This is a genomic window from Nocardia sp. NPDC057663 (assembly GCF_042799895.1).
Classification (GTDB): Bacteria; Actinomycetota; Actinomycetes; order Mycobacteriales; family Mycobacteriaceae; genus Nocardia.
In genome coordinates, this window is record NZ_JBHVHX010000004.1 from 309867 (window position 1) to 328290 (window position 18424).

General features: G+C 69.7%; 20 protein-coding genes. 6 read left to right on the top strand and 14 right to left on the bottom strand.

The features are described from left to right. Positions 1 to 5: 5 nt before the first annotated feature. From ACFVAV_RS12685 to ACFVAV_RS12725, 9 genes are all read right to left on the bottom strand, one after another. The gene (locus ACFVAV_RS12685; RefSeq protein ID WP_379034210.1) at positions 6 to 1655 is read right to left on the bottom strand and encodes an MCE family protein; all 1650 of its coding nucleotides are present in this window, start codon (positions 1653 to 1655) and stop codon (positions 6 to 8) included. Then, positions 1655 to 2794, bottom strand: coding sequence for an MCE family protein (locus ACFVAV_RS12690; protein ID WP_379034212.1), 1140 nt, complete (start codon positions 2792 to 2794; stop codon positions 1655 to 1657). The genes ACFVAV_RS12685 and ACFVAV_RS12690 overlap by 1 nt, the downstream gene beginning before the upstream one ends. After that, the gene (locus ACFVAV_RS12695) at positions 2791 to 4041 is read right to left on the bottom strand and encodes an MCE family protein (protein WP_379034214.1); all 1251 of its coding nucleotides are present in this window, start codon (positions 4039 to 4041) and stop codon (positions 2791 to 2793) included. Before ACFVAV_RS12695 ends, ACFVAV_RS12690 begins: the two co-directional genes overlap by 4 nt. Next, complete coding sequence (locus tag ACFVAV_RS12700; RefSeq protein ID WP_379034565.1) at positions 4038 to 5072, bottom strand: MCE family protein; 1035 nt, start codon at positions 5070 to 5072, stop codon at positions 4038 to 4040. The genes ACFVAV_RS12695 and ACFVAV_RS12700 overlap by 4 nt, the downstream gene beginning before the upstream one ends. A gap of 2 nt (positions 5073 to 5074) precedes the next feature. Next, on the bottom strand, positions 5075 to 6097 hold the full coding sequence (locus ACFVAV_RS12705) for an MCE family protein (protein ID WP_379034216.1): 1023 nt from the start codon (positions 6095 to 6097) through the stop codon (positions 5075 to 5077). Further along, on the bottom strand, positions 6094 to 7239 hold the full coding sequence (locus ACFVAV_RS12710; protein WP_379034218.1) for an MCE family protein: 1146 nt from the start codon (positions 7237 to 7239) through the stop codon (positions 6094 to 6096). Before ACFVAV_RS12710 ends, ACFVAV_RS12705 begins: the two co-directional genes overlap by 4 nt. Before the next feature lie 11 nt (positions 7240 to 7250). After that, positions 7251 to 8096 carry an ABC transporter permease gene (locus ACFVAV_RS12715; protein ID WP_379034220.1) on the bottom strand — a complete coding sequence of 282 codons (846 nt, stop codon included), beginning with the start codon at positions 8094 to 8096 and terminating at the stop codon, positions 7251 to 7253. A 13-nt stretch (positions 8097 to 8109) separates the two neighbouring features. Beyond that, the gene (locus ACFVAV_RS12720) at positions 8110 to 8907 is read right to left on the bottom strand and encodes an MlaE family ABC transporter permease (protein WP_379034222.1); all 798 of its coding nucleotides are present in this window, start codon (positions 8905 to 8907) and stop codon (positions 8110 to 8112) included. Between the two features lie 207 nt (positions 8908 to 9114). Then, complete coding sequence (locus tag ACFVAV_RS12725; protein WP_379034224.1) at positions 9115 to 9417, bottom strand: hypothetical protein; 303 nt, start codon at positions 9415 to 9417, stop codon at positions 9115 to 9117. Between the two features lie 303 nt (positions 9418 to 9720). Between ACFVAV_RS12725 and ACFVAV_RS12730 the strand changes: the two genes are divergently transcribed. Continuing rightward, the gene (locus ACFVAV_RS12730) at positions 9721 to 10437 is read left to right on the top strand and encodes a hypothetical protein (RefSeq protein ID WP_379034226.1); all 717 of its coding nucleotides are present in this window, start codon (positions 9721 to 9723) and stop codon (positions 10435 to 10437) included. After that, positions 10434 to 11000, top strand: coding sequence for a twin-arginine translocation pathway signal (locus tag ACFVAV_RS12735; protein WP_379034228.1), 567 nt, complete (start codon positions 10434 to 10436; stop codon positions 10998 to 11000). Before ACFVAV_RS12730 ends, ACFVAV_RS12735 begins: the two co-directional genes overlap by 4 nt. A gap of 42 nt (positions 11001 to 11042) precedes the next feature. Here ACFVAV_RS12735 and ACFVAV_RS12740 read toward each other — a convergent pair whose 3' ends face one another. Continuing rightward, complete coding sequence (locus ACFVAV_RS12740; RefSeq protein WP_379034230.1) at positions 11043 to 11870, bottom strand: HpcH/HpaI aldolase/citrate lyase family protein; 828 nt, start codon at positions 11868 to 11870, stop codon at positions 11043 to 11045. A gap of 193 nt (positions 11871 to 12063) precedes the next feature. On the opposite strand from ACFVAV_RS12740, the gene ACFVAV_RS12745 reads away from it, so the two are divergent. Further along, on the top strand, positions 12064 to 12351 hold the full coding sequence (locus ACFVAV_RS12745) for a hypothetical protein (RefSeq protein WP_379034232.1): 288 nt from the start codon (positions 12064 to 12066) through the stop codon (positions 12349 to 12351). 40 nt (positions 12352 to 12391) lie between these two features. On the opposite strand, the gene ACFVAV_RS12750 is transcribed toward ACFVAV_RS12745, so the two are convergent. Continuing rightward, positions 12392 to 12784 carry a DUF427 domain-containing protein gene (locus ACFVAV_RS12750; RefSeq protein WP_379034234.1) on the bottom strand — a complete coding sequence of 131 codons (393 nt, stop codon included), beginning with the start codon at positions 12782 to 12784 and terminating at the stop codon, positions 12392 to 12394. 13 nt (positions 12785 to 12797) lie between these two features. Further along, on the bottom strand, positions 12798 to 13679 hold the full coding sequence (locus tag ACFVAV_RS12755) for an acyl-CoA thioesterase (protein ID WP_379034236.1): 882 nt from the start codon (positions 13677 to 13679) through the stop codon (positions 12798 to 12800). Between the two features lie 127 nt (positions 13680 to 13806). On the opposite strand from ACFVAV_RS12755, the gene ACFVAV_RS12760 reads away from it, so the two are divergent. Both ACFVAV_RS12760 and ACFVAV_RS12765 read left to right on the top strand, forming a co-directional pair. Continuing rightward, positions 13807 to 14484 carry a TetR/AcrR family transcriptional regulator gene (locus ACFVAV_RS12760; RefSeq protein ID WP_379034238.1) on the top strand — a complete coding sequence of 226 codons (678 nt, stop codon included), beginning with the start codon at positions 13807 to 13809 and terminating at the stop codon, positions 14482 to 14484. Positions 14485 to 14527: 43 nt separating this feature from the next. Then, positions 14528 to 15334 (top strand): acyl-CoA thioesterase, encoded by an 807-nt coding sequence (locus ACFVAV_RS12765; RefSeq protein ID WP_379034240.1) that lies wholly within the window; start codon positions 14528 to 14530, stop codon positions 15332 to 15334. Positions 15335 to 15392: 58 nt separating this feature from the next. On the opposite strand, the gene ACFVAV_RS12770 is transcribed toward ACFVAV_RS12765, so the two are convergent. After that, positions 15393 to 16892: a class I adenylate-forming enzyme family protein gene (locus ACFVAV_RS12770; RefSeq protein WP_379034242.1), complete on the bottom strand. Its 1500-nt coding sequence runs from the start codon at positions 16890 to 16892 to the stop codon at positions 15393 to 15395. 168 nt (positions 16893 to 17060) lie between these two features. After that, positions 17061 to 17573 (bottom strand): hypothetical protein, encoded by a 513-nt coding sequence (locus ACFVAV_RS12775; RefSeq protein WP_379034567.1) that lies wholly within the window; start codon positions 17571 to 17573, stop codon positions 17061 to 17063. Between the two features lie 188 nt (positions 17574 to 17761). On the opposite strand from ACFVAV_RS12775, the gene ACFVAV_RS12780 reads away from it, so the two are divergent. Then, complete coding sequence (locus ACFVAV_RS12780; protein WP_379034244.1) at positions 17762 to 18310, top strand: carboxymuconolactone decarboxylase family protein; 549 nt, start codon at positions 17762 to 17764, stop codon at positions 18308 to 18310. The last annotated feature ends 114 nt before the right edge of the window (positions 18311 to 18424 follow it).

Genomic DNA, 18424 nt, shown 5'->3' on the forward strand with positions numbered 1-18424 from the left:
GTTGATCATGACCAGTGGTACAGATCGCCGGGAATCCACCGAAACCATCGCGGCGACGAACTCGCCATCGACCGCCGCGGCGCGGTCACCGTCGTCCTGCTCGATCGCCCCCAAGGCCCGAAATGCCTTGACCGACAGAATGCTTCGCGGCATCGGTGCGGCGGTCCTGGCCGCTGAAGCGGGCACCGGCGGCCGGGTCCTGGCAGAACCGCTGAGCCCGTCAGGAGCAACCGCTGCCACTGCCCGGCGGGCGGCGCGGCGAGATCGCCCTGCCGGTACAGCTTTCCATCGGAACCGACGTAGTTGCCGGTCTGCGGGTCGTACTCGGCCAGGCCCACCCCGATCCGCGACGGCACGGCATTCGACGGCCGCTCGGCCGGTGGCGGCACCGGCCGGGTGTCAGGGGGCACCCCCTGCTCCTCGAGGCCCGGATCACGGGGATACGGACCGGTTTCCGGCTGGGTGCCGGCCAGTGGGACGTACTCCTCGTCGCTGTTGCACAGGGCGGCCGTCGCCGCCCGCTTCCCCGGGCGCGCGGCACACGGGATGTTGCGGGCGCCACGCACCCCGATGTCGGAGTTCTGGGGCAGCTTGCAGTACATGCCGTCCGGGGTGTCGATGGTGTCGGTGTCCTCCGGCGAGCGCCAGGCGGTCGGCGGCAGGAAGCCGACGGTGCAGGTCACCGGATCGGACAGGTTGCCGAACCGGAAGTCACCGAGGCCGAGGCCCGAGGCGTTGCGGGAGGGCTGGACCGCCTGGATCATCGAAACCGCCGGGGGCAGCAGGACGAGGATCTGTTCGAGGCCCGCGTTGTAGGTCACCGCCAGCTGCCCGATCGAGGTCAGGTTCGCCAGCAGTACCGGCAGGGTCAGCTCGACGGAGCCGAACAGCGCGCCCACCTCGTTCGCGAAGGCGGGCCCGGTCCGCAGCAGCGACCGGACCTGCGGGTCGTCGGCGACGAGTTGTCCGGTGACACCGGCCAGACTGCGGGTCCACAGCTGGATGGCATCGGTGGTGCGGGCCTGTGCGTCCAGCAGCGGCACGCTGTCTATGACCAGCGCCGCGGTCGAATCCGACACGGAATCAAGGCTTTTCGTAATCGTCCCGGCGGAGGCCAGCAACGAATCCAGGTCGGGCCCCGCACCGTTGACGCCCTGGAACAGCCGGTCGAGCAGGTCGTGCAGCCGATCGACGGGAATGGTCCCGACGAGGGCGCTGAGCCGGTCCAGCATCGGGCCGACCTGCTGGGGCACGGTCGCGTCGGCGGCCGCGATCACCGACCCGTCCCGCAGGTAGGGCCCGGCATCGGTGCGGGGCCGCAGGTCGACGTACTGCTCCCCCACCGCCGAGACGCTGCGCACCTGCGCTTCGAGATCGGCCGGAATCGGCCGCGCGGCAGCCACGGTCATGGTCGCCCTGACCCCGGTCGCGGTCAGCTCGACGGCGGTGACCTTGCCGACCTGCACCCCGCGATAGGTGACATTGCCGAACCGGTACAGGCCACCGGATTCGGGCAGCTCGAGGTACACGGTGTGCGTTCCCACGCCCAGCAGCGCGGGCAGCCGCACATACACCGTCAGCAGCACCGTCAACCCGATCACCGACAGCACCGCGAAGATCACCAGCTGGGCGCGGACGAATCTCGACAGCAGCATCAGCGTTCTCCCGGAACGGGTTCCACGCCGACCCCCAACGGGTTGGTGGTCGGCCGGGCATAGCCGGGGTCACCCACGGCCGCCTGGACGACGGCCGTCGGGTCACCCCACGGTGTGCCGAGCAGCAGTTCCCGGCGCAGGCGCGGCACGGTGAGGTCGACGGTGGCGTGCAGATTGAGATAGTCGCCGCGCACGGCGCGATCGATCACCGACTGCCCGTAGGGATACACCGTGGTGTAGGCCAGGGCGGCGTCGATGCGCGGGCCGACATCGGCGAGCGCGCGCAGGGTCGGTTCGAGATTGCGCAGGTTGGTCACCAGGTCCGACTTCACCTCGGTCACCACCGCATTCGCGGTGTCACCGAACACCCGCAGCCGGTCCAGCGCGGTGGTCAGGGCGGGTCGTTCGGCCAGCAGGACGTCGAGCGCGGCGGGTAGTTCCCGCAGTGCGTCGGTGAGCACGTCGCGCTGGCCGGCGAAGGTGGACGCCAGCCGTTCGAGTGCCCGCAGGGCGGCGACGATGTCGTCGCGCTGGCCCGCCAGCGTGCCCATGACGGTGTCCAGCCGGGTGAGCAGGGTGCCGATCTGCTGCTGCCGCCCGTCGAAGGCGTCGCCGAGGCCGGACACGATGTCACCGAGCTGACCGAGCCCGCCGCCGTTGAGCACCACCGACAGCGAGGCCAGGGTCTGCTCGGTCGACGGATACGTCGAAGCCCGGTCGAGTCCGACGGTGGTTCCCGGCGCCAGCGCCCCGGCGGGCGCGACACCGTCCGGCGTGTTCAGCGCGAGATGGCTGGACCCGAGCAGGCTGGTCTGGCCGATCGTGGCGACCACATTCCCGGGCACGGTGGTCTCGGGCCGGATGTCGACGTCGACCACCGCGTGCCAGCCGGCCAGCCGGATCCGGCGCACGCTGCCCACCACCACGTCGTCGACCAGCACCGGTGCATTGGCCACCAGCGTCCCGGCATCGGCGATCTCGATCGACAGCCTCGTCGACCCGGGGCCGCCGTCCGCGCCGGGCAGCGGCAGCGAATTCACGCCCTGCCAGCCACAACCGCTCAGCGACAGCAAGACGGTCGCGGCGGCCAGTGCACCGATCTGCTTGTGCCGGTGCGTGATGCGCGTCCAAGTGGTCATCGGGGTCCTCCCGGGAACAGGATCTCGGCCAGTGTCGGCAGCGGGGACGCCGGTGCCGCCGGCTCCCCGACGGCCTGCGGCACGAGGTCGGGCTCGGTGTAGATCAGGTTCTCCGGGCGCGCGGTCGGACCGAGGAGCGGATTGATCGGGAACGGCAGGTTGTTCAGCTCGGTCATGTTCAGCAGCGGCAGCACCGGGCCGAGGTACTGATGGCATTTCCGGGCCGATTCCGCCGAGGTCGTGTTCTCGATACCCGCGATCGCCGAGCACACCAGCTGCACCGGATTGGAGAAGTTGTTCAGCCCGAAGACACCCGATTCCGTGCCGGTGTCCGGGTTGTAGATGTTGTAGAAGTTGGCCATGCTCGTCGGGAAGATGTGCAGCAACTGCTCGAGGTCGTCGCGATGGTCGACGAGATTCTGGGTGACATTCACCAGTCCCTGGAGCTGCTGCCCGGCGCGGTCCCGGTTGGCCTGCACGAAGCGCTGCACCTCGGTGACCGCGTGCGCGAGTTCGGTGAGGGCGGAGTCCAGCACGGTCCGGCTGTCGTCGAGCACGCCGGTCAGGGAGGCCAGCCGGTTCTGGAATTCGACGACCTGGACATTGCTGTCCCGCAGCGCGGACACGAAACGCTGGAGATTCTGGATGATCCCGACGATGTCGCCGCTGCCGTCGGCGAGGATCCGCCCGATCCCGGACAGTTCGGTAAGCGCCTGGCGCAGTGTGTCGCCATTGCCCTCCATCGCGTTCGCGGCGCTGTCGACGAACTGCCCGAGCGAGCTGGACGACAGTTCGCGGCCGGGACCCAGATCGGTGGCGAGGCGGGTCAGCTGCGTCTTGATCTCGTCCCATTCGACCGGTACCGCGGTGCGTTCGAGCGGGATCGTCGCACCGTCGGCCAGCCGTGGTCCGGTGTCGCGGTAGGCGGGGGTGAGCTGGACGTAGCGGGAGTCGACCAGGCTCTGCGCGATGATCACCGCGCGGGCGTCGGCGGGCACCGGCACCGCGCGGTCGACCGCGAGCACGAGTTCGGCGGTGGTGCCGTGCGGTTCGATCGACACGATCGAACCCACCTTCACCCCGGACACCCGGACGTCGTCGCCGGGGTAGATCGCGGTCGCGGAGCTGAACACGGCCCGAACTGTGTACGGCCCGAACAGGTTCCGCCATCCCACGAACGCTCCCGCGAGCAGCGCCGCGGCCACGACCAGGGCGGCACAGGCGCGCAGCAGGGACCGGCGGGTCATCGGGGAGCCGCCGGCGTCGGTACCGGGATCTGACTCTGCGGTTGCACACCGAAGGCCTGATCGATGAAGGGCTGGAGCAGATGTCCGTCGAGCAGGTTCACGACGAAGGCGTTGTAGAACGGACCGCCCGAGACCGCTTCCCCCTGGGTCAGTGCGACTTTCGCCAAGCCGGGCAGCGCGGCGGCGATATTGTCGCGGTTCTGTTCGAGCATGGCCACGATCGAGTTGAGCCGGTCCAGAGTCGGCGCCAGTTCGGCCTCGTTGTCGGCGACCACGCCCGAGAGCTGCGTGGCCACCGCCGAGATGTTCGCCAGCAGGTCCACGATCGCCTGCCGGCGCTGCGCGAGCACCTGGAGCAGCGAATTCGCGTCCAGCAGGAGGGTGTTCAGCCTGCTGCTGCGCTCCCCGATGATGCCGGACACCTCGGCGGTGGCGGCGAGCAGACCGCGCAGCGACTGATCGCGGCTGTTGACCGACCGGGACACCTCGGTCAGCCCGGTCAGCGCCGGGCCGAGGTGCGGCGCGATCTGGTCGAGCGTCTGTGACAGCAGGGTCAGCGAGCGATCCAGTGCGCCGGTATCGATCTCGCGCACATTTGTGGTCAGCTCACCCACCGCGTCGGTCAGCGAATACAGCGACGAGGTCCGCGCCACCGGGATCACCCGGTACGGCCGCAGCGTGCCGGCACCCCGCGAGGTGAGTTCGAGGATCCGCTGTCCGAGCAGCGAACCGGTCTTGATCCGGGCCTCGGTCTCGGTGCCGAGCACGATGTCGTCCCGGACCGCGAAGTCGACCCTGGCGTCCCCGTTGTCCAGCCGCACCCCCACGACCTGGCCCACCGTGACCCCGGACAGGACGACCTCGTCGCCCACCGCCAGCCCGCCCGCCTCCTGGAAGACCGCGCCGTAGCGCACGGTGGTCGCGAGCAGGATGAACTGCTGGGATTGCAGACCGATGGCGATCACGCACACGGCCAGCGCGATGCCGATCAAGCCCGGCCGCGCCAGGTGCGCGCCCCGATACTGCGCCATGCTCACGGGCTGCACCGTCCTGTCGTCTGCTCGATCCACGGCAGCACCAGCACCGCACCGTTCGCGTCGGTCACCCGGACGGTGATCGCGCAGATGTAGTACTGGATGAAATTGCCGTAGGCGCCGGTGCGCACGAGCTTGCGGAAGTTCTCCGGCGCGCGTGCCAGGGCCGCGTCGAGGGTGGCCTTGTCGTCGTCGACCAGCGGTGCCAGCCGGGCCAGCTCGTCGACCGTGCCCGCCAGCGGGGTTCGCGCCTGCCACAGCAGATCCGCGACCGAGGCGGTGCTGCGGTCCAGCGCGTCTATCGCGGCGCCGATCGGGTCGCGTTCGCGCGCCAGTTCGGTGGTGAGACTCTGCAGGCGGTCGAGGGTGCCTGCGAACTGGCCGCCCTCGTCGGCCAAGGTGGTCATCACCGTGTTCAGGTGGTCGATGAGCTGCTCGACCACGGCGTTGTTGCGCGCCAAGGTCGTGGTGAACGCGGCGGTCTCGGCGGTCAGCGAGCTCAGCGTGCCCTCGCGGCCCTGCACGATCTCGAGCAGTGACCAGGTCAGCGCGTTCACCTCCTGGGCGCGCAGGCCCTGCACCACCGGCTTCAGCCCGCCCAGCAGCAGGTCGAGATCCAGTGCGCTCGCGGTCCGTTCGCGCGGGATCTGCGCGCCGGCGCCGAGCCGGTCGTGCACGCCGGCGGCGTCGGTCAGTTCCAGGTAGCGGTCACCGACGAGATTCAGGTAGCGCACCGCGGCGGTGGTGCCGGTGGTCAGGGCGAGCGTGGCGTCGGCGTCGAAACCGACCAGGACGGTGTGGTCGGCGCGCAGTTCGATGCTGCGCACGCTGCCCACCTGCACGCCCGCGACCCGCACTGAGTCGCCGGTGCGCAAGCGGGACACGTCGGCGAACAGTGCGCTGTACCGCTCGGTGTCGCCGCCGCGGTACTGCCCGAACACCACCGCGAGGAAGCCGGACAGCACCACCATCACGACCGCGAAGATCCCGAATTTCACCAGTGGCGCGTTGCGGCGGCTCATCGCACACCGCCGAACAGCAGCTGGGACAGGTTGTCCACGTTGAGGATCACCGACTGATTGCCCCGCGCGAACGGGTTGGCGCCGACATCGGCGACGACGAACGGCGGCTTCTCCTCATAGCCGACCGGCAGGACCGAGCACTGCGAGCCGCCGGTCGCGGCCACCTTGGGCAGGTTCTCCGGATACCGGTAGGGGTCGATGCCCCACAGGAAGTTCGCCGAGAGCCCGAGGCCGGGCACGTCGACGGGTTTCGAGTGGGCGAGCAGGCCGAAGCCGTCGAGCGAACAGTACAGCGACTCACGGTATTCGCTGGTGAGCGCGGTGGTGGGCACCAGCAGGTCCAGGGTCCGCGCCAGCGGGGCGGCATTGGCGGCGAGCACCCGGTCGCCGGTGTCGGCGAACCCGATCAGCGAGACGAGCAGAGCGTCGAGATGGCGCTGCTCGTCGACGAGCGTGCGGCCGATCGCGGTGGCATTGTGCGCGGTATCCACCAGCGCACCGGCGGAATTCGCGTAGGCGGTGAGCACGGGTGGTGCCAGGGCGAGGTCGGTGCGCAGGGCGGGCAGCGCCGGCTCGAGCGTCGCCAGGAACTGTTCGAGGTCGCTGAGCATCGCGCCGACCTCGGCGCCTCGACCGCGAGTGGCGGTGGCGATCGCGCCGAGAGTCGCGTTCAGCTTCGCGGGCTCGACCGCAGCGAGCACCGTGGTCAATTGTTCGAAGACGGTGTTGATCTCGACGGTCACCCGGTCGGCGGTGAGTACCTGACCGGCCCGCAGCGAGCCCCCCGCCGACCGCTCGGGCGGACTCAGCTGCACGTATTTCGCGCCGAACACCGTGGTCGAGGCGATGGCGACCCGCACGTCCGCCGGGATCAGGGCGAGCGTGCCGGTGTCGACCGCCAGTTCCAGCGCCGCGGTGCCGTCGGGGCGTTCGCGGATGGTCGTGACCCGCCCGACGGTCACGCCGCGCATCTTCACGTCCGCGTCCGGATTCAGCACCAGCCCCGCGCGCTGCGCGATCACCGTCACCACAGCGGTGTCGGTGAGTCCGCCGCGAAACAGCACGACACTGCCCGCCACCACGGCGCAGGCACAGCCGATGGCGATCAACCCGGTGACGACCCGGCCCAGCATGCGTAGCATTTCGGCCCTCCCTAACCCGACAGATCGAAGTTGCCGTTGGCGCCGTAGACCGCCAGCGAGATCAGCAGCGTCACCGAGACGACCGCGATCAGCGACGTGCGCACCGCGTTGCCCACCGCGAGGCCGACACCGGCCGGGCCACCGGCGGCGTGGAACCCGAAATAGGTGTGGATCAGCAGCACCGTCAAGGCCATCAGCAGCGCCTGCGCGAACGACCAGGCCAGGTCGACGGGGTTGAGGAAGGTGGTGAAGTAGTGGTCGTAGAGCCCGGATGACTGGCCGAGCAGGAACACCGTGGTGAACCGGCTCGCCACGAACGACGCCACCACCGCGAGCGCGTACAGCGGGGTGATGGCGATCATCCCGGCGACGATCCGCGTACCCACCAGATACGAAACCGGTTCGATCGCCATCGATTCCAGCGCGTCGATCTCCTCGTTGATCCGCATCGCGCCCAGCTGCGCGGTGGTCCCGGCGCCGAAGGTCGCCGCCAGCCCGATCCCGGCCACCACCGGCGCGGAGATCCGGACGTTGATGAAGGCGGCCAGGAATCCGGTGAGCGCCTCGATGCCGATATCGCCGAGGGAGCTGTAGCCCTGCACCGCCAGGGTGCCGCCGGTCGCCAGGGTCAGGAATCCGACGATCACGACCGTGCCGCCGAAGACCGCGAGAGCGCCTGCGCCCATGCTGATCTCGGCGATGAGACGGATGGTCTCGCGCCGGTGGTGCACCGCCGCGAAGGGCGCGTAGGCCAGCGCCTTGACGGAGAAGAGGGCCTGGTCGCCGACCCGGGCCAGGCTCAGGACCGGTCGGCGCAACCGCCGCAGGGTCAGTGGATAGCGTGCGGTCAGTGTCATACGTCCCCCTCGCTCATCGCCCGGTCAGCTGGATTCCGACCGCGGTGACCACGACATTGATGACGAACAGCGACATGAACGCGTAGACCACCGTCTCGTTCACGGCATTGCCCACCGCCTTGGCGCCGCCGGTCACGATCAGCCCGCGATAGCAGGCCACCAGGCCGGCGACGAAGCCGAACAGCAGGGCCTTGACCGAGGAGATCGCCAGCTCGCCGAGTCCGGTCAGCAGCGTGATACCCGCGGCGAACGCACCGGGATTCACGTCCTGGACGAATACCGAGAACGTGTAGCCGCCCATGATCCCGATCAGGCAGACGAGACTGTTGAGCAGCAGCGCGACCAGTCCGGAGGCGAGCATGCGCGGGGTCACCAGGCGCTGGACCGGGTCGATGCCGAGCACCTGCATCGCATCGATCTCCTCGCGGATCGTGCGGGAACCGAGGTCGGCGCACATCGCGGTCGCCCCGGAGCCGGCCACGATCAGCACCGTCACCATCGGCCCGACCTGGGTCACCGCGCCGAAGGCCGCACCGGCACCGCTGAGGTCGGCGGCGCCGAGTTCGCGCAGCAGGATATTGAGGGTGAAGCTCACCAGCACGGTGAACGGGATCGCCACCAGCACGGTCGGCAGCATCGACACCCGCACGATGAACCAGGCCTGTTCGAAGAACTCCCGCGCCTGGAACGGCCGCCGGAAGGCGAACCGGACCGCGTCGGCCGACATCGCGAACAACCCGCCGACCGCCGTCAGCGGCCCGGTTGCCTTGGCGGCCACCGTGCGTCCCCAGCGGGAGGTGCCGGAGCTCATCGGGCACCCGGTACGTCCGGCCCGGGCCGGTGCCGATCGCCGGCGGCGAACGGACCTGTGGCACATCGCACCGGATAGTCGAGGCGCTGGTCCTCCACCGGCCACAGGGAGATCGCCAGATGCTGGAGTGCGAGCACAGTCCGCGTCAGCACGAGCTGGACCCGCTGATCGCGCGCGATGCGCCGGGCGACCGCGCCGGTACGCATGTCAGTCGCTCGCGGGCAACGGCTCGGCACCCTTGAGTGTCAGCCGGACCGTGCCGATACTGAGCGCCCCGGCGCCCGGCTTGGTCACCAGGATCTCGGCGCCGGCGCCGTCGACGTAGCGCTTGCCGAGAACGTTCCCGTCGGCGAAGTCGACGTGCAGGGTCGCCCCGGCGGTGACCGTGGTCCCCAGCGGCACCATCGGCACACCACCCGCGCGCAGATCGTCGAGACTGTCCGCCGGACGGACCACGATGACTTCGGTGTCACAGACCTGACTGCGTAGCCGCGTACCGCTGGTGACCATTTTCGACCTCCCTACCCGCCCACACCGACCTGCGGTATCGGCATTTCCGTTGGTGAGAATAGCATATTCATATGACGCTCATCATGATTCTTCCAGCAGAACCGGCTGCACGGGCGCAGTTCGGCCCGCCGTGAACCGGCGCCGCCCACAGCACCTCGACCGCCGGATGCAGGGCGATTCGCCGCCGAGCGCACAGCACGGTGATAACGTAATTCTCGCAATCAGAGAAGGCGTAAATCGCGCGGATCCACTCCGATACCGCGGACTCGGCGTTGACGATCGACCGGAAGTGGAAGCAACACAATGGAACTCGACGAGCACAATGCCGACGCTCTGCACCTCGAGGCACTGGAGGCCGAACAGGCGGCGATCGCGGCCGAAGCGACCGCCGAGGCCGCCCGCGCCCGGGCGCGAGCGGCCCGGCTTCGCCGCCGGGCCGCGGCCACCGCTGATCGCACCCCGGCCGACCCACTTCCCGCCGACTGCCCGCCGACACCCACCGACAACGGAACCGAGTCCCCGGCACCGAATCTCGCCCGTTCACGGCACCGCACGGTGGTGGCCGCGGCAGCCCTGACACTGATCACCGCCGTCGGCGCGAGCGGGTATCTCACCTGGCACCACCATCGGACCGCCGGCACCACGGAACGGGCCGCGGAGTTCGCCGCGGCGGCCGAGCAGGGTGTCGTCGCGCTGACCTCGCTCGACTTCAGCCGGGCCCACCAGGATGTCCACCGGGTCCTCGAGCTGTCCACCGGCGCCTTCCGCAGCGACTTCGAAGGCCGGGCACAGGATTTCACCGCGGTGATCCAGCAATCCAAAGTCGCCACCGAAGGGCGCGTGACCGCCGCGGCAGTCGAGTCCATGACCGAGACCTCCGCGGTCGTGCTCGTCGCGGCCACCTCGCAGGTCACCAATTCCGCCGGTGCGCAACAGGAACCGCGCACCTGGCGCCTCAGCGTCACGGTGGCCCGCGACGGCGACCGGCTCAAGATGTCGAAGGTCGAGTTCGTCCCATGAGCACCGATTCCCCCACAGCACGGCAGCAGACCCGGCGCAATCGGCTCATCGCCGGGTTGCGCGGCGCCGCCGGTCACCTGCGCTCGGATGCGCGCGTCGCCGTGCTCATCGCGGTGGCGGCTACGGCGGTGATCGCGGCGGTCGCGCTGTGGTCGGTGCAGTACCGCCCGGACAGCGCGGTGGACACCACCGCCAAGCAGGCGGCAGTCGAGGCGGCCACGACCGGAACCGTCGCACTGCTCTCCTACAAGCCGGCCACGATCGACCAGGATTTCGCCGCCGCCCGAACCCATCTCACGGGCGACTTCCTGGCCTACTACAGCCAGTTCACCCAGCAGATCGTCGCACCGGCGGCCAAGGAGAAGTCGGTGACCACCGCCGCGGCCGTCGTGCGGGCCGCGACCGCGGAGATCGGCCCCGACCGGGCGGTGGTCCTGGTGTTCGTCAACCAGACCACGACCAGTGCCGACAAGCCCGACCCGGCGATCACGGCGAGCAGTGTCCGGGTCACGCTGACCCGGGTCGACAAGGCCTGGCGCATCTCCTCGTTCGATCCTGTCTGACGACCCGGCCCGCCGCACCGCAGCGGATGCCGATCTCCGCCGTCAGCGCGGTGCGGCGGGCGTCGAGTCCGCACGCGCGACGATCCGGCGGGCGTGACTCAGAATGGGCGCGTCGACCATCCGTCCGTCGACCGCGAAGACTCCCCGCGAATGCTGCGCGGTGGCGAGCACGCGCCGCGCCCACTCGACTTCGCGCGGGTCGGGGCGGTAGGCGTCGGCGATGACCGGGACCTGTGTGGGGTGCAGGGCCACCTTGATGTCGAATCCGGACGCGACGGCGTCCTCGGCTTCGGCGGCGAGCCCGTCGAGATCGGGAATGTCGAGGAAGACACCGTCGACGGCGAGCTTGCCCCCGGCCTTCGCCGCGATCAGCGTCGTCGCGCGCAACTGCCGGGCGACATCACGATAGGTGCCGTCCGCCCGCCTGGACGAGCTGCCGCCCAGGGCGGCGACCAAGTCTTCGGCACCCCACATCACCGCGACCACCCGCCGGGCCGCGGCGATCTCGCCCACCCGCCGGACACCGGCCGGGGTCTCGACCAGCGCGATGATGTCGTAGCCGGCCAGCAGCGCAGGCAGGTCACCGGTTTCGGCTTTCGGGAGCATGAGGACCCGATAGGGCGTCTGCGCGAGCACGCGCAGGTCGAGCTCGACCTGCCGCGAATCGAGCGGGTTGATCCGGACGACCGTCCGCGCGGGATCCAGCCGACAGTCCCGGATCGCCTCGCGCGCGGCGGCTTTCGCGTTCGCGCCGACGCCGTCTTCCAGGTCGAGGATGACCACGTCCGCACACGCCGCCGCCTTGGCGAACCGCTCGGGCCGATCCGCCGGGCAGAACAACCACACCGGCCCCGACGGTTCCCAGCTCATCGGTGGCCTCCGCGTGCAGAGCCGGCGCTCTCCGGTCGGCGGTGGACTTCGACACATCGTTCCATGCCACAGACGATAACGTCATTCTCGCTGTTATAGCAACCTTTTTCGCACGAGATGCCCGGCATTGATCCCACCTTCGGCGATACAGTGGAAATGACGCTCTCCGATTGTCGAGAGAGATGGAACCATCATGCGAACCCGAATCGACCCCCGCGACACCGCAGGCCGTTCCGGCCCACCCCGCAGCCGTCGCACCCGGCCGTCGCCCGCACCCGTCGAGCCGGCGACGCCGACCACGCGCGTGACGGTGCGCCAAGCGCTCGACTTCTTCGAGAAGTGCCCGGCGTGCGACTACCCCGCCGAGGCGACCGAGACCGTCGCCGTCTTCGGCGACGGGCGCATCGACACGACACTGCAGCCGACGTGCGGGCTTCCGTGCGGCTGGCGCGGAACGCCACGCCAGGGCCGCCGCCGGTGAGACGGTCGGCTCCGAGGACGGCGAGCCGGGCGCCGATCCCTCAGCGCCCGCTCACGGTCGGCGTGGCGACACCGACCCGCAGCGTCACCCGATCCTGATAGAACGCCACGTGCCCCCGCAACCGCGCGACCTGCGGGGCCGGGTCCTCATAACTCCACACCAGCGGTTCACCGCCGTCACCCGCGAAACGCCAGTAGGTCGCCACACCCTTGAACGGGCACGTGCTGCTGTATCCCTCGGCGCGAGCCAACGGCACACGGACATCGGCCAGTGGCACATAGAAGACGAGGCCGTGGTCCTGCTCGTCGACCAGCTGGGCCCTGGTCGATTCCGCGATCAGCAGCCCGTCCAGATGCACGGTGACGAGATTGCGCCGGGCGTGGATATCGACGCGGTAGTCGGGGCGGTCGAGGAATCCTCGGAGTCCGGTCATCGGCGATCTCCTGTCAGAGCCGGGCCGCCACGGGCACGGTGTCGTCGTCGGCGCGCAGGCCGCGGATCATCGCTTCCTGCGTGAAAGAGGCGAGCAGGCGGCCGTCCTCGGTGTGCACCAGACCGTGCACGCACGACATTCCGGCCCCGACCTGGATGCTCTCGTGGGAATACAGCAGCCATCCGTCCCATCCGGCCGGTTCGTGGAACCGCACCGCGACGGTCATCACCGCGGTCGACAGGCTGTGATGCGCCTGTGCGGTGCCGACGCCCGGATGAGCGCGCAAAGTCGTGGAGACCGACAGGTGCCCGGTGAAATGCGCCAGCAGCGCCTTGGCCAGGTCGTCGCGCTCGGGCACCGGGTCGTAGCGCACCCAGGCGTGCAGTTCCGGCGGCCCGATCTCGCCGGGATCGTTGACATCGGCGACCCCGACGATGCGCAGCTCCCGGCCGGCCATCGGCATGTCCGCGGGCAGTGCCGCCGCCGGTCCCGGTACCGCTGGACGCGGAACATGGTGGCGCACAACATCCGCCGCCGGTACATCGGCCAGGACCGAAACGGTGGCGCACCGACGGCCCGCCTGCTCGACCGCGACGACAGCACCGGCCATGGACCGGCCACGATGAGTCACCTCGACCTCGAACCGCACCGGTGCCGCGGGGTCCACCGCCCGGGTGAAGACCGCGTGCGCGGAGCGAATCACTTTGTCCGGCAGCGTCTTTGCGGTCGCGACCAGGGATTGAGCCAGCAACTGGGTGCCGTCCACCACGTGTCGCGAACCACCGTCGCTGACACCGGTGAAGCCGGTCGGGCCCGCGGGTTCGACATCGAATATCCGCAGCATCCGCGACACGGACGACTCCGGCGAGGTCTGCTGCTCTGGGGTGATCGCCATCTGGGCCTCTCGCCTACCTCGGCATCCCTCGCCACCACAACATCCGCGATTGCTGGGCGAGAATGCCATTCTTACAATACGGTAATGCATACTCCACACAGTCGCCAGACGGAAACGGAGGCACCGCGTGTCGATCCGTCATGACCCACCCCACCGCACCGCGGGCGACCGCGGTGAGCAGCCCGCCTGGAAGCAACGCGCCGTCGAGCGGTCACTGCGCACCGCGACCCAGCGAGCGGGCGAGCGCGTGCAGCGTTTCCTGGACGCCGCCCAGGCCATCATCACCGAGCGGGGCACGACCGACTTCACGGTCCAGGAGGTCGTCGACCGCTCGCGACAGTCCCTGCGCAGCTTCTACCTGCAGTTCGACGGCAAGCACGAACTGCTGCTCGCCCTCTACGAAGACGCCGTGGCCCGGACGACGACCCAGATCCGCGCGGCGACCGCAGGCCGCACCGATCCGCTCGACAAGCTGCGCACCGCGGTGGTCCTGCTGTTCCAGCTCTGCCGCCCCGACCCCGACGCGCACCGGCCGCTGTTCTCCGAATTCGCGCCGCAACTCAGCGGATCCGATCCGGCCGAGGTCCGATCCGCCCACGCCGCGCTGTTCACGATGTTCGCCGAACTGATGACCGAGGCGAGCGCCGCCGCCCGGCTGCGCGGCGACCTGCACCCACGGCGGATGGCCGCCATGACGATGCACATGGCCATGACCCCGGGCGCCTCCGTCGGCGAGGGACGGCCGCTCACCGCCGAGGAGATCTGGCACTTCTGCGCCCGTGGCATCGAAGCACCAGCAGAGTGACAATCGTATTCTCCAACTGGAGAATACGATTTACACTAGCGTCATGCCCGATATGTGGAACGACCTACTCTCCTGCTTCGACCTGAAACCCGCGGTCGGCATCGACAACATCGCCCTGGTCGGCGAGAACCAGACCCTGCCGTATCACCGCGTCTTCGGCGGTCAGGTCCTCGGACAGCTGATGGTGGCGGCCCGGCTCGCGTTTCCGGACAAGGCGGTGAAGTCACTGCACACCGTCTTCACCCGGGAAGGGCAGTCGGACACCCCGATCCGGTACCACGTGAACCCCCTGCACGAAGGCCGCTCCTTCGCCACCGCTGCGATCCTCGCGTGCCAGGGCGAGCAGGTGATCGCGACAGCCATTGCCTCGCTGCATGTTCCCGAGGAGGGCTCGCAGCGCCAGAGCCTGCCCGCGGTCGGCCCCCTGCTCGGTCCCGAGTATCGGGTGGAGTTCCCGCTGCTGCCGTGGGAGGCCCGCGCGACCGACGACCTCGACAGCACCGCCGTCGCGGCACCGGACTACACGCTGTGGATGCGCACCCCGCCGGTCGAGCCGGAGCTGGGCGCGGCGCTCACCGCCTACGCCACCGATCTGACGCTGATCGGCACCGCGCTGCGGCCCGAGGAGGGAATCAGCCAGTCCGGCAACGGCACCCGATTCCTGTCCGCGGTCACCACCCACACGCTGTGGTTCCACCGGCCCGTTCGCAGCGACGCCTGGCAGGTGCTGCGCCAGCACAGCCCGATCCTCGCCGACGGTCGGATCTTCGGCCGCGGTGACGTCATCACCGAAGACGGACAGCTGGTGGCCTCCTACGCCCAGGAGGCGATGTTCCGCCTGCGGTCGTGAGGTGGACGCACGGTCCGGGCCGCCGGTGCCTGACACCGAGGTGGCCCGGACCGGCAGCTCAGTGCCCGCTGTACTCCGCGACCAGGTCGCGCCGCAGGATCTTCCCGGTGGGCGTGGCGGGCAACGAGTCCCGGAAGACGACCCGGTCCGGGGTTCGCGAGCCGCGCAGGCCCGCGCGGGCGAAACCGCGCAGCTCCTCCGGATCCGGCGCGTGGTCACCACCGGGTACGACGACCGCCACGATGATCTGGCCCCACTGCACGTCATCGATACCGATGACCGCGACCTCGCGCACCTGCGGATGCTCCACCAGCACATCCTCGATCTCGGCCGGGGCGATGTTCTCGCCGCCGCGGATGATGGTGTCGTCGGAACGCCCGCCGATATACAGGAATCCGTCGCTGTCGAGGACAGCCACGTCCCTGGTCGGGAACCAGCCGTTCGCGTCGAGGACGGAGCCGATGCCGGTGTAGCGGCCCGACACCTGCGCCCCGCGGACGTAGAGCTCACCCGTCGCGCCCGCGGGCAGCACGGTGCCGTTCTCGTCACGGATCTGCAGTTCGATGCCGGGGACGGGGGTACCGACCGAACCCAGCCTGCGCGCCAGCGCGGGGTCGTCGGCGGCCAGAGCCGCGCGGTGGTCGTCGGGCCCGAGAACCGCGATGGTGGAACTGGTTTCGGTCAGGCCGTAGGCATTGACGAAGCCGGTGGCGGGCAGCAGCCGCAGCGCGGTCCGCAGCAGCGGCAAGGCGACCTTGGAACCGCCGTAGGCGAGAGTGCGCAGGGAGGGCAGCGTCGCGCCGGTGCGCTCGAGTTCGGCGACGATGCGAGCGAGCATGGTCGGCACGACGGTCGCCGTAGTCACCGACTCCCGGCGCACCGCGGCGACCCAGGCGGCGGCGTCGAACGTGGGCAGATACACCACTTTCCGGCCGGCGTACAGGTGCGACATCGCGGCGCCGACCCCGGCGATGTGATAGGGCGGCACGCACACCAGTGCCGCGTCCTGCGGTGCGGCGGAAGCGAAGTCGACCGTGCCGGTGATGTAGCTGACCAGGTTGTTGTGGGTGAGTTCGACCGCTTTGGGCGTCGAGGTCGTCCCGGAGGTGAACAGCACGACCGCCACCTGCTCGGGGTCCGCGTCCACGGTAGCGGGTTCGGCGGTGGTGGCCAGCGCCAGGAACTGTGGCGAACGCAGCACGGTGACACCAGAACCGGATACCTCGCGCACAACGATGTCGTAGTACTCGTCGTCGCACACGAGCAGCGGCGCGTCCAGCCGGGCGATGAGCGCGCCGAGCGCCTCGGCGCCGAGGCGGTAGTTCAGCGGCGTGAACGGTACCGCCGCACCGGCGGCGGCGAACAGCAGCAGCGGCAGCAGATGCCCGCCGGTCCCCACATAGGCGAGGCTGCGGGCCCCGGAACCGGTCAGCACCGCGGCGCCGCCTTGGCACAGCACGCTCAATTCGGCTGCCGTCCACTGTGTCTCGCCGCAGGCCACCGCACAGCGGTCCGGGTCGTTCGACGTGGCCATGTCCAGCAGCAGCGAAATGCTCATGTCGCACCCTCTCCACGCGCACCGCCCGGCGGCATGCCGAGACCGCCACGATGCTGCGATATCCCATTCTCCAGATCGGAGAATAACATATTCACCAATGCCGTCGGCGAGCGAGAAGGTGGTGGAGACCGTGATCCGTGTGGTGCCTTCCGGCGGAAAGCCGGTGGCTCACCCGATCTGGACGAGATCTGTTGCGCCCCACGTTCCGGTGACCAGAAGTTCACCGCAGCGGAACCGCTCACTCGTCTCCCCCGCGACCGCAGGAAGACCCACCGCCGTCAGCGCACAGTCCTTGAACGTCTGTGCCGCGACGCTGATCCGGTGGTGCACGGTGTCGAGCCTGCTGTCCAGGCTCGCGGGGACGGAATCTCCCCACACCACGACTTCGGCGCGGCCGTGATCCAGGCAGTCGAGCAGACCACGACGGACTCGCGCGTCGGCGGTGAACAGGTCGGCGGCGACGGCCAGTGCGTGCGGCCACGGATCATGCGCCGCCGCGGCGAGCGAGGTGTCCAGATCGAGCACGCTCGCGCCGAGGATCTCCACCGACCCGCCGTCGCGGGTATCCGCCAGCACCACGGTGACTTCCCAGCCCGCCATCGTGCGGTCACACAACCAGCCGCCCGCGTGGCGCACCACATCGGCGGCCGTGCCGGCCACGACCGCGAGGCGGTAGCGCAGATTGTGCCGCCGGATCTCGGCCCGCCGCCTCGGCGCCGATCCGCCCGCGGCGCCGCGAAAGTCCTGCGCAGTCATGCGATTCCACCTCTCTGCATCACACTCTCCGATTGTGAGAAGTATATTCTCACGTGAGTAGAATTGAACCACCAATGGCGTGCGGTTGCTCCCGCGCCGGAGAGGAGGCCGACATGGCTCTGCCCCCGCTACCCGAGGACCAGTGGGACGACGAGGTCGACGCCGCGCTGGCGCGCATGCTGCCCCCGGAGCGCCGCACTCCGGCCCAGGCGGGAAACGCCTTGTCGGTCCTGGTCCGCCATCCCCGGCTGACCCGCGCCTTCCTCGGGTTCAACACGCACCTGCTGTTCGGCTCCACTCTCGAACCCCGGTTGCGTGAGCTGGCCGTGCTGCGCGTGGCCCACCGTCGCGACTGCGCCTACGAATGGCACCATCACGCCGAGATGGGGCGGGCCGCGGGATTGACCGACGCCGAGATCGACGCGGCGCGCCGGGTCGGCACCGCGCCAGGGGAATTCGATCGCCTGGTCCTCGACGCCGTCGACGAACTGGACGAGAAGTCCGCGCTGTCCGACGAGACGTGGACCGCGCTCGGCGCCCGGCTGGACGACCGTCAACGGATGGATTTCGTCTTCACCGTGGGCTGCTATACGACATTGGCCATGGCGTTCAACACCTTTGGTGTCGCACTGGACGAGACCGCGGGCCGCCCGCGGCACTGAGACCGGAAGCGGGGGGGGGGGCCGGGCGGCCGCCGCCCCCCCCCCCCCCCCCGCGCGGGCGCGCCGCGGCGGCCGGGAAAACAAAAACAAGACAACCACCGAACAAAAAAAAAC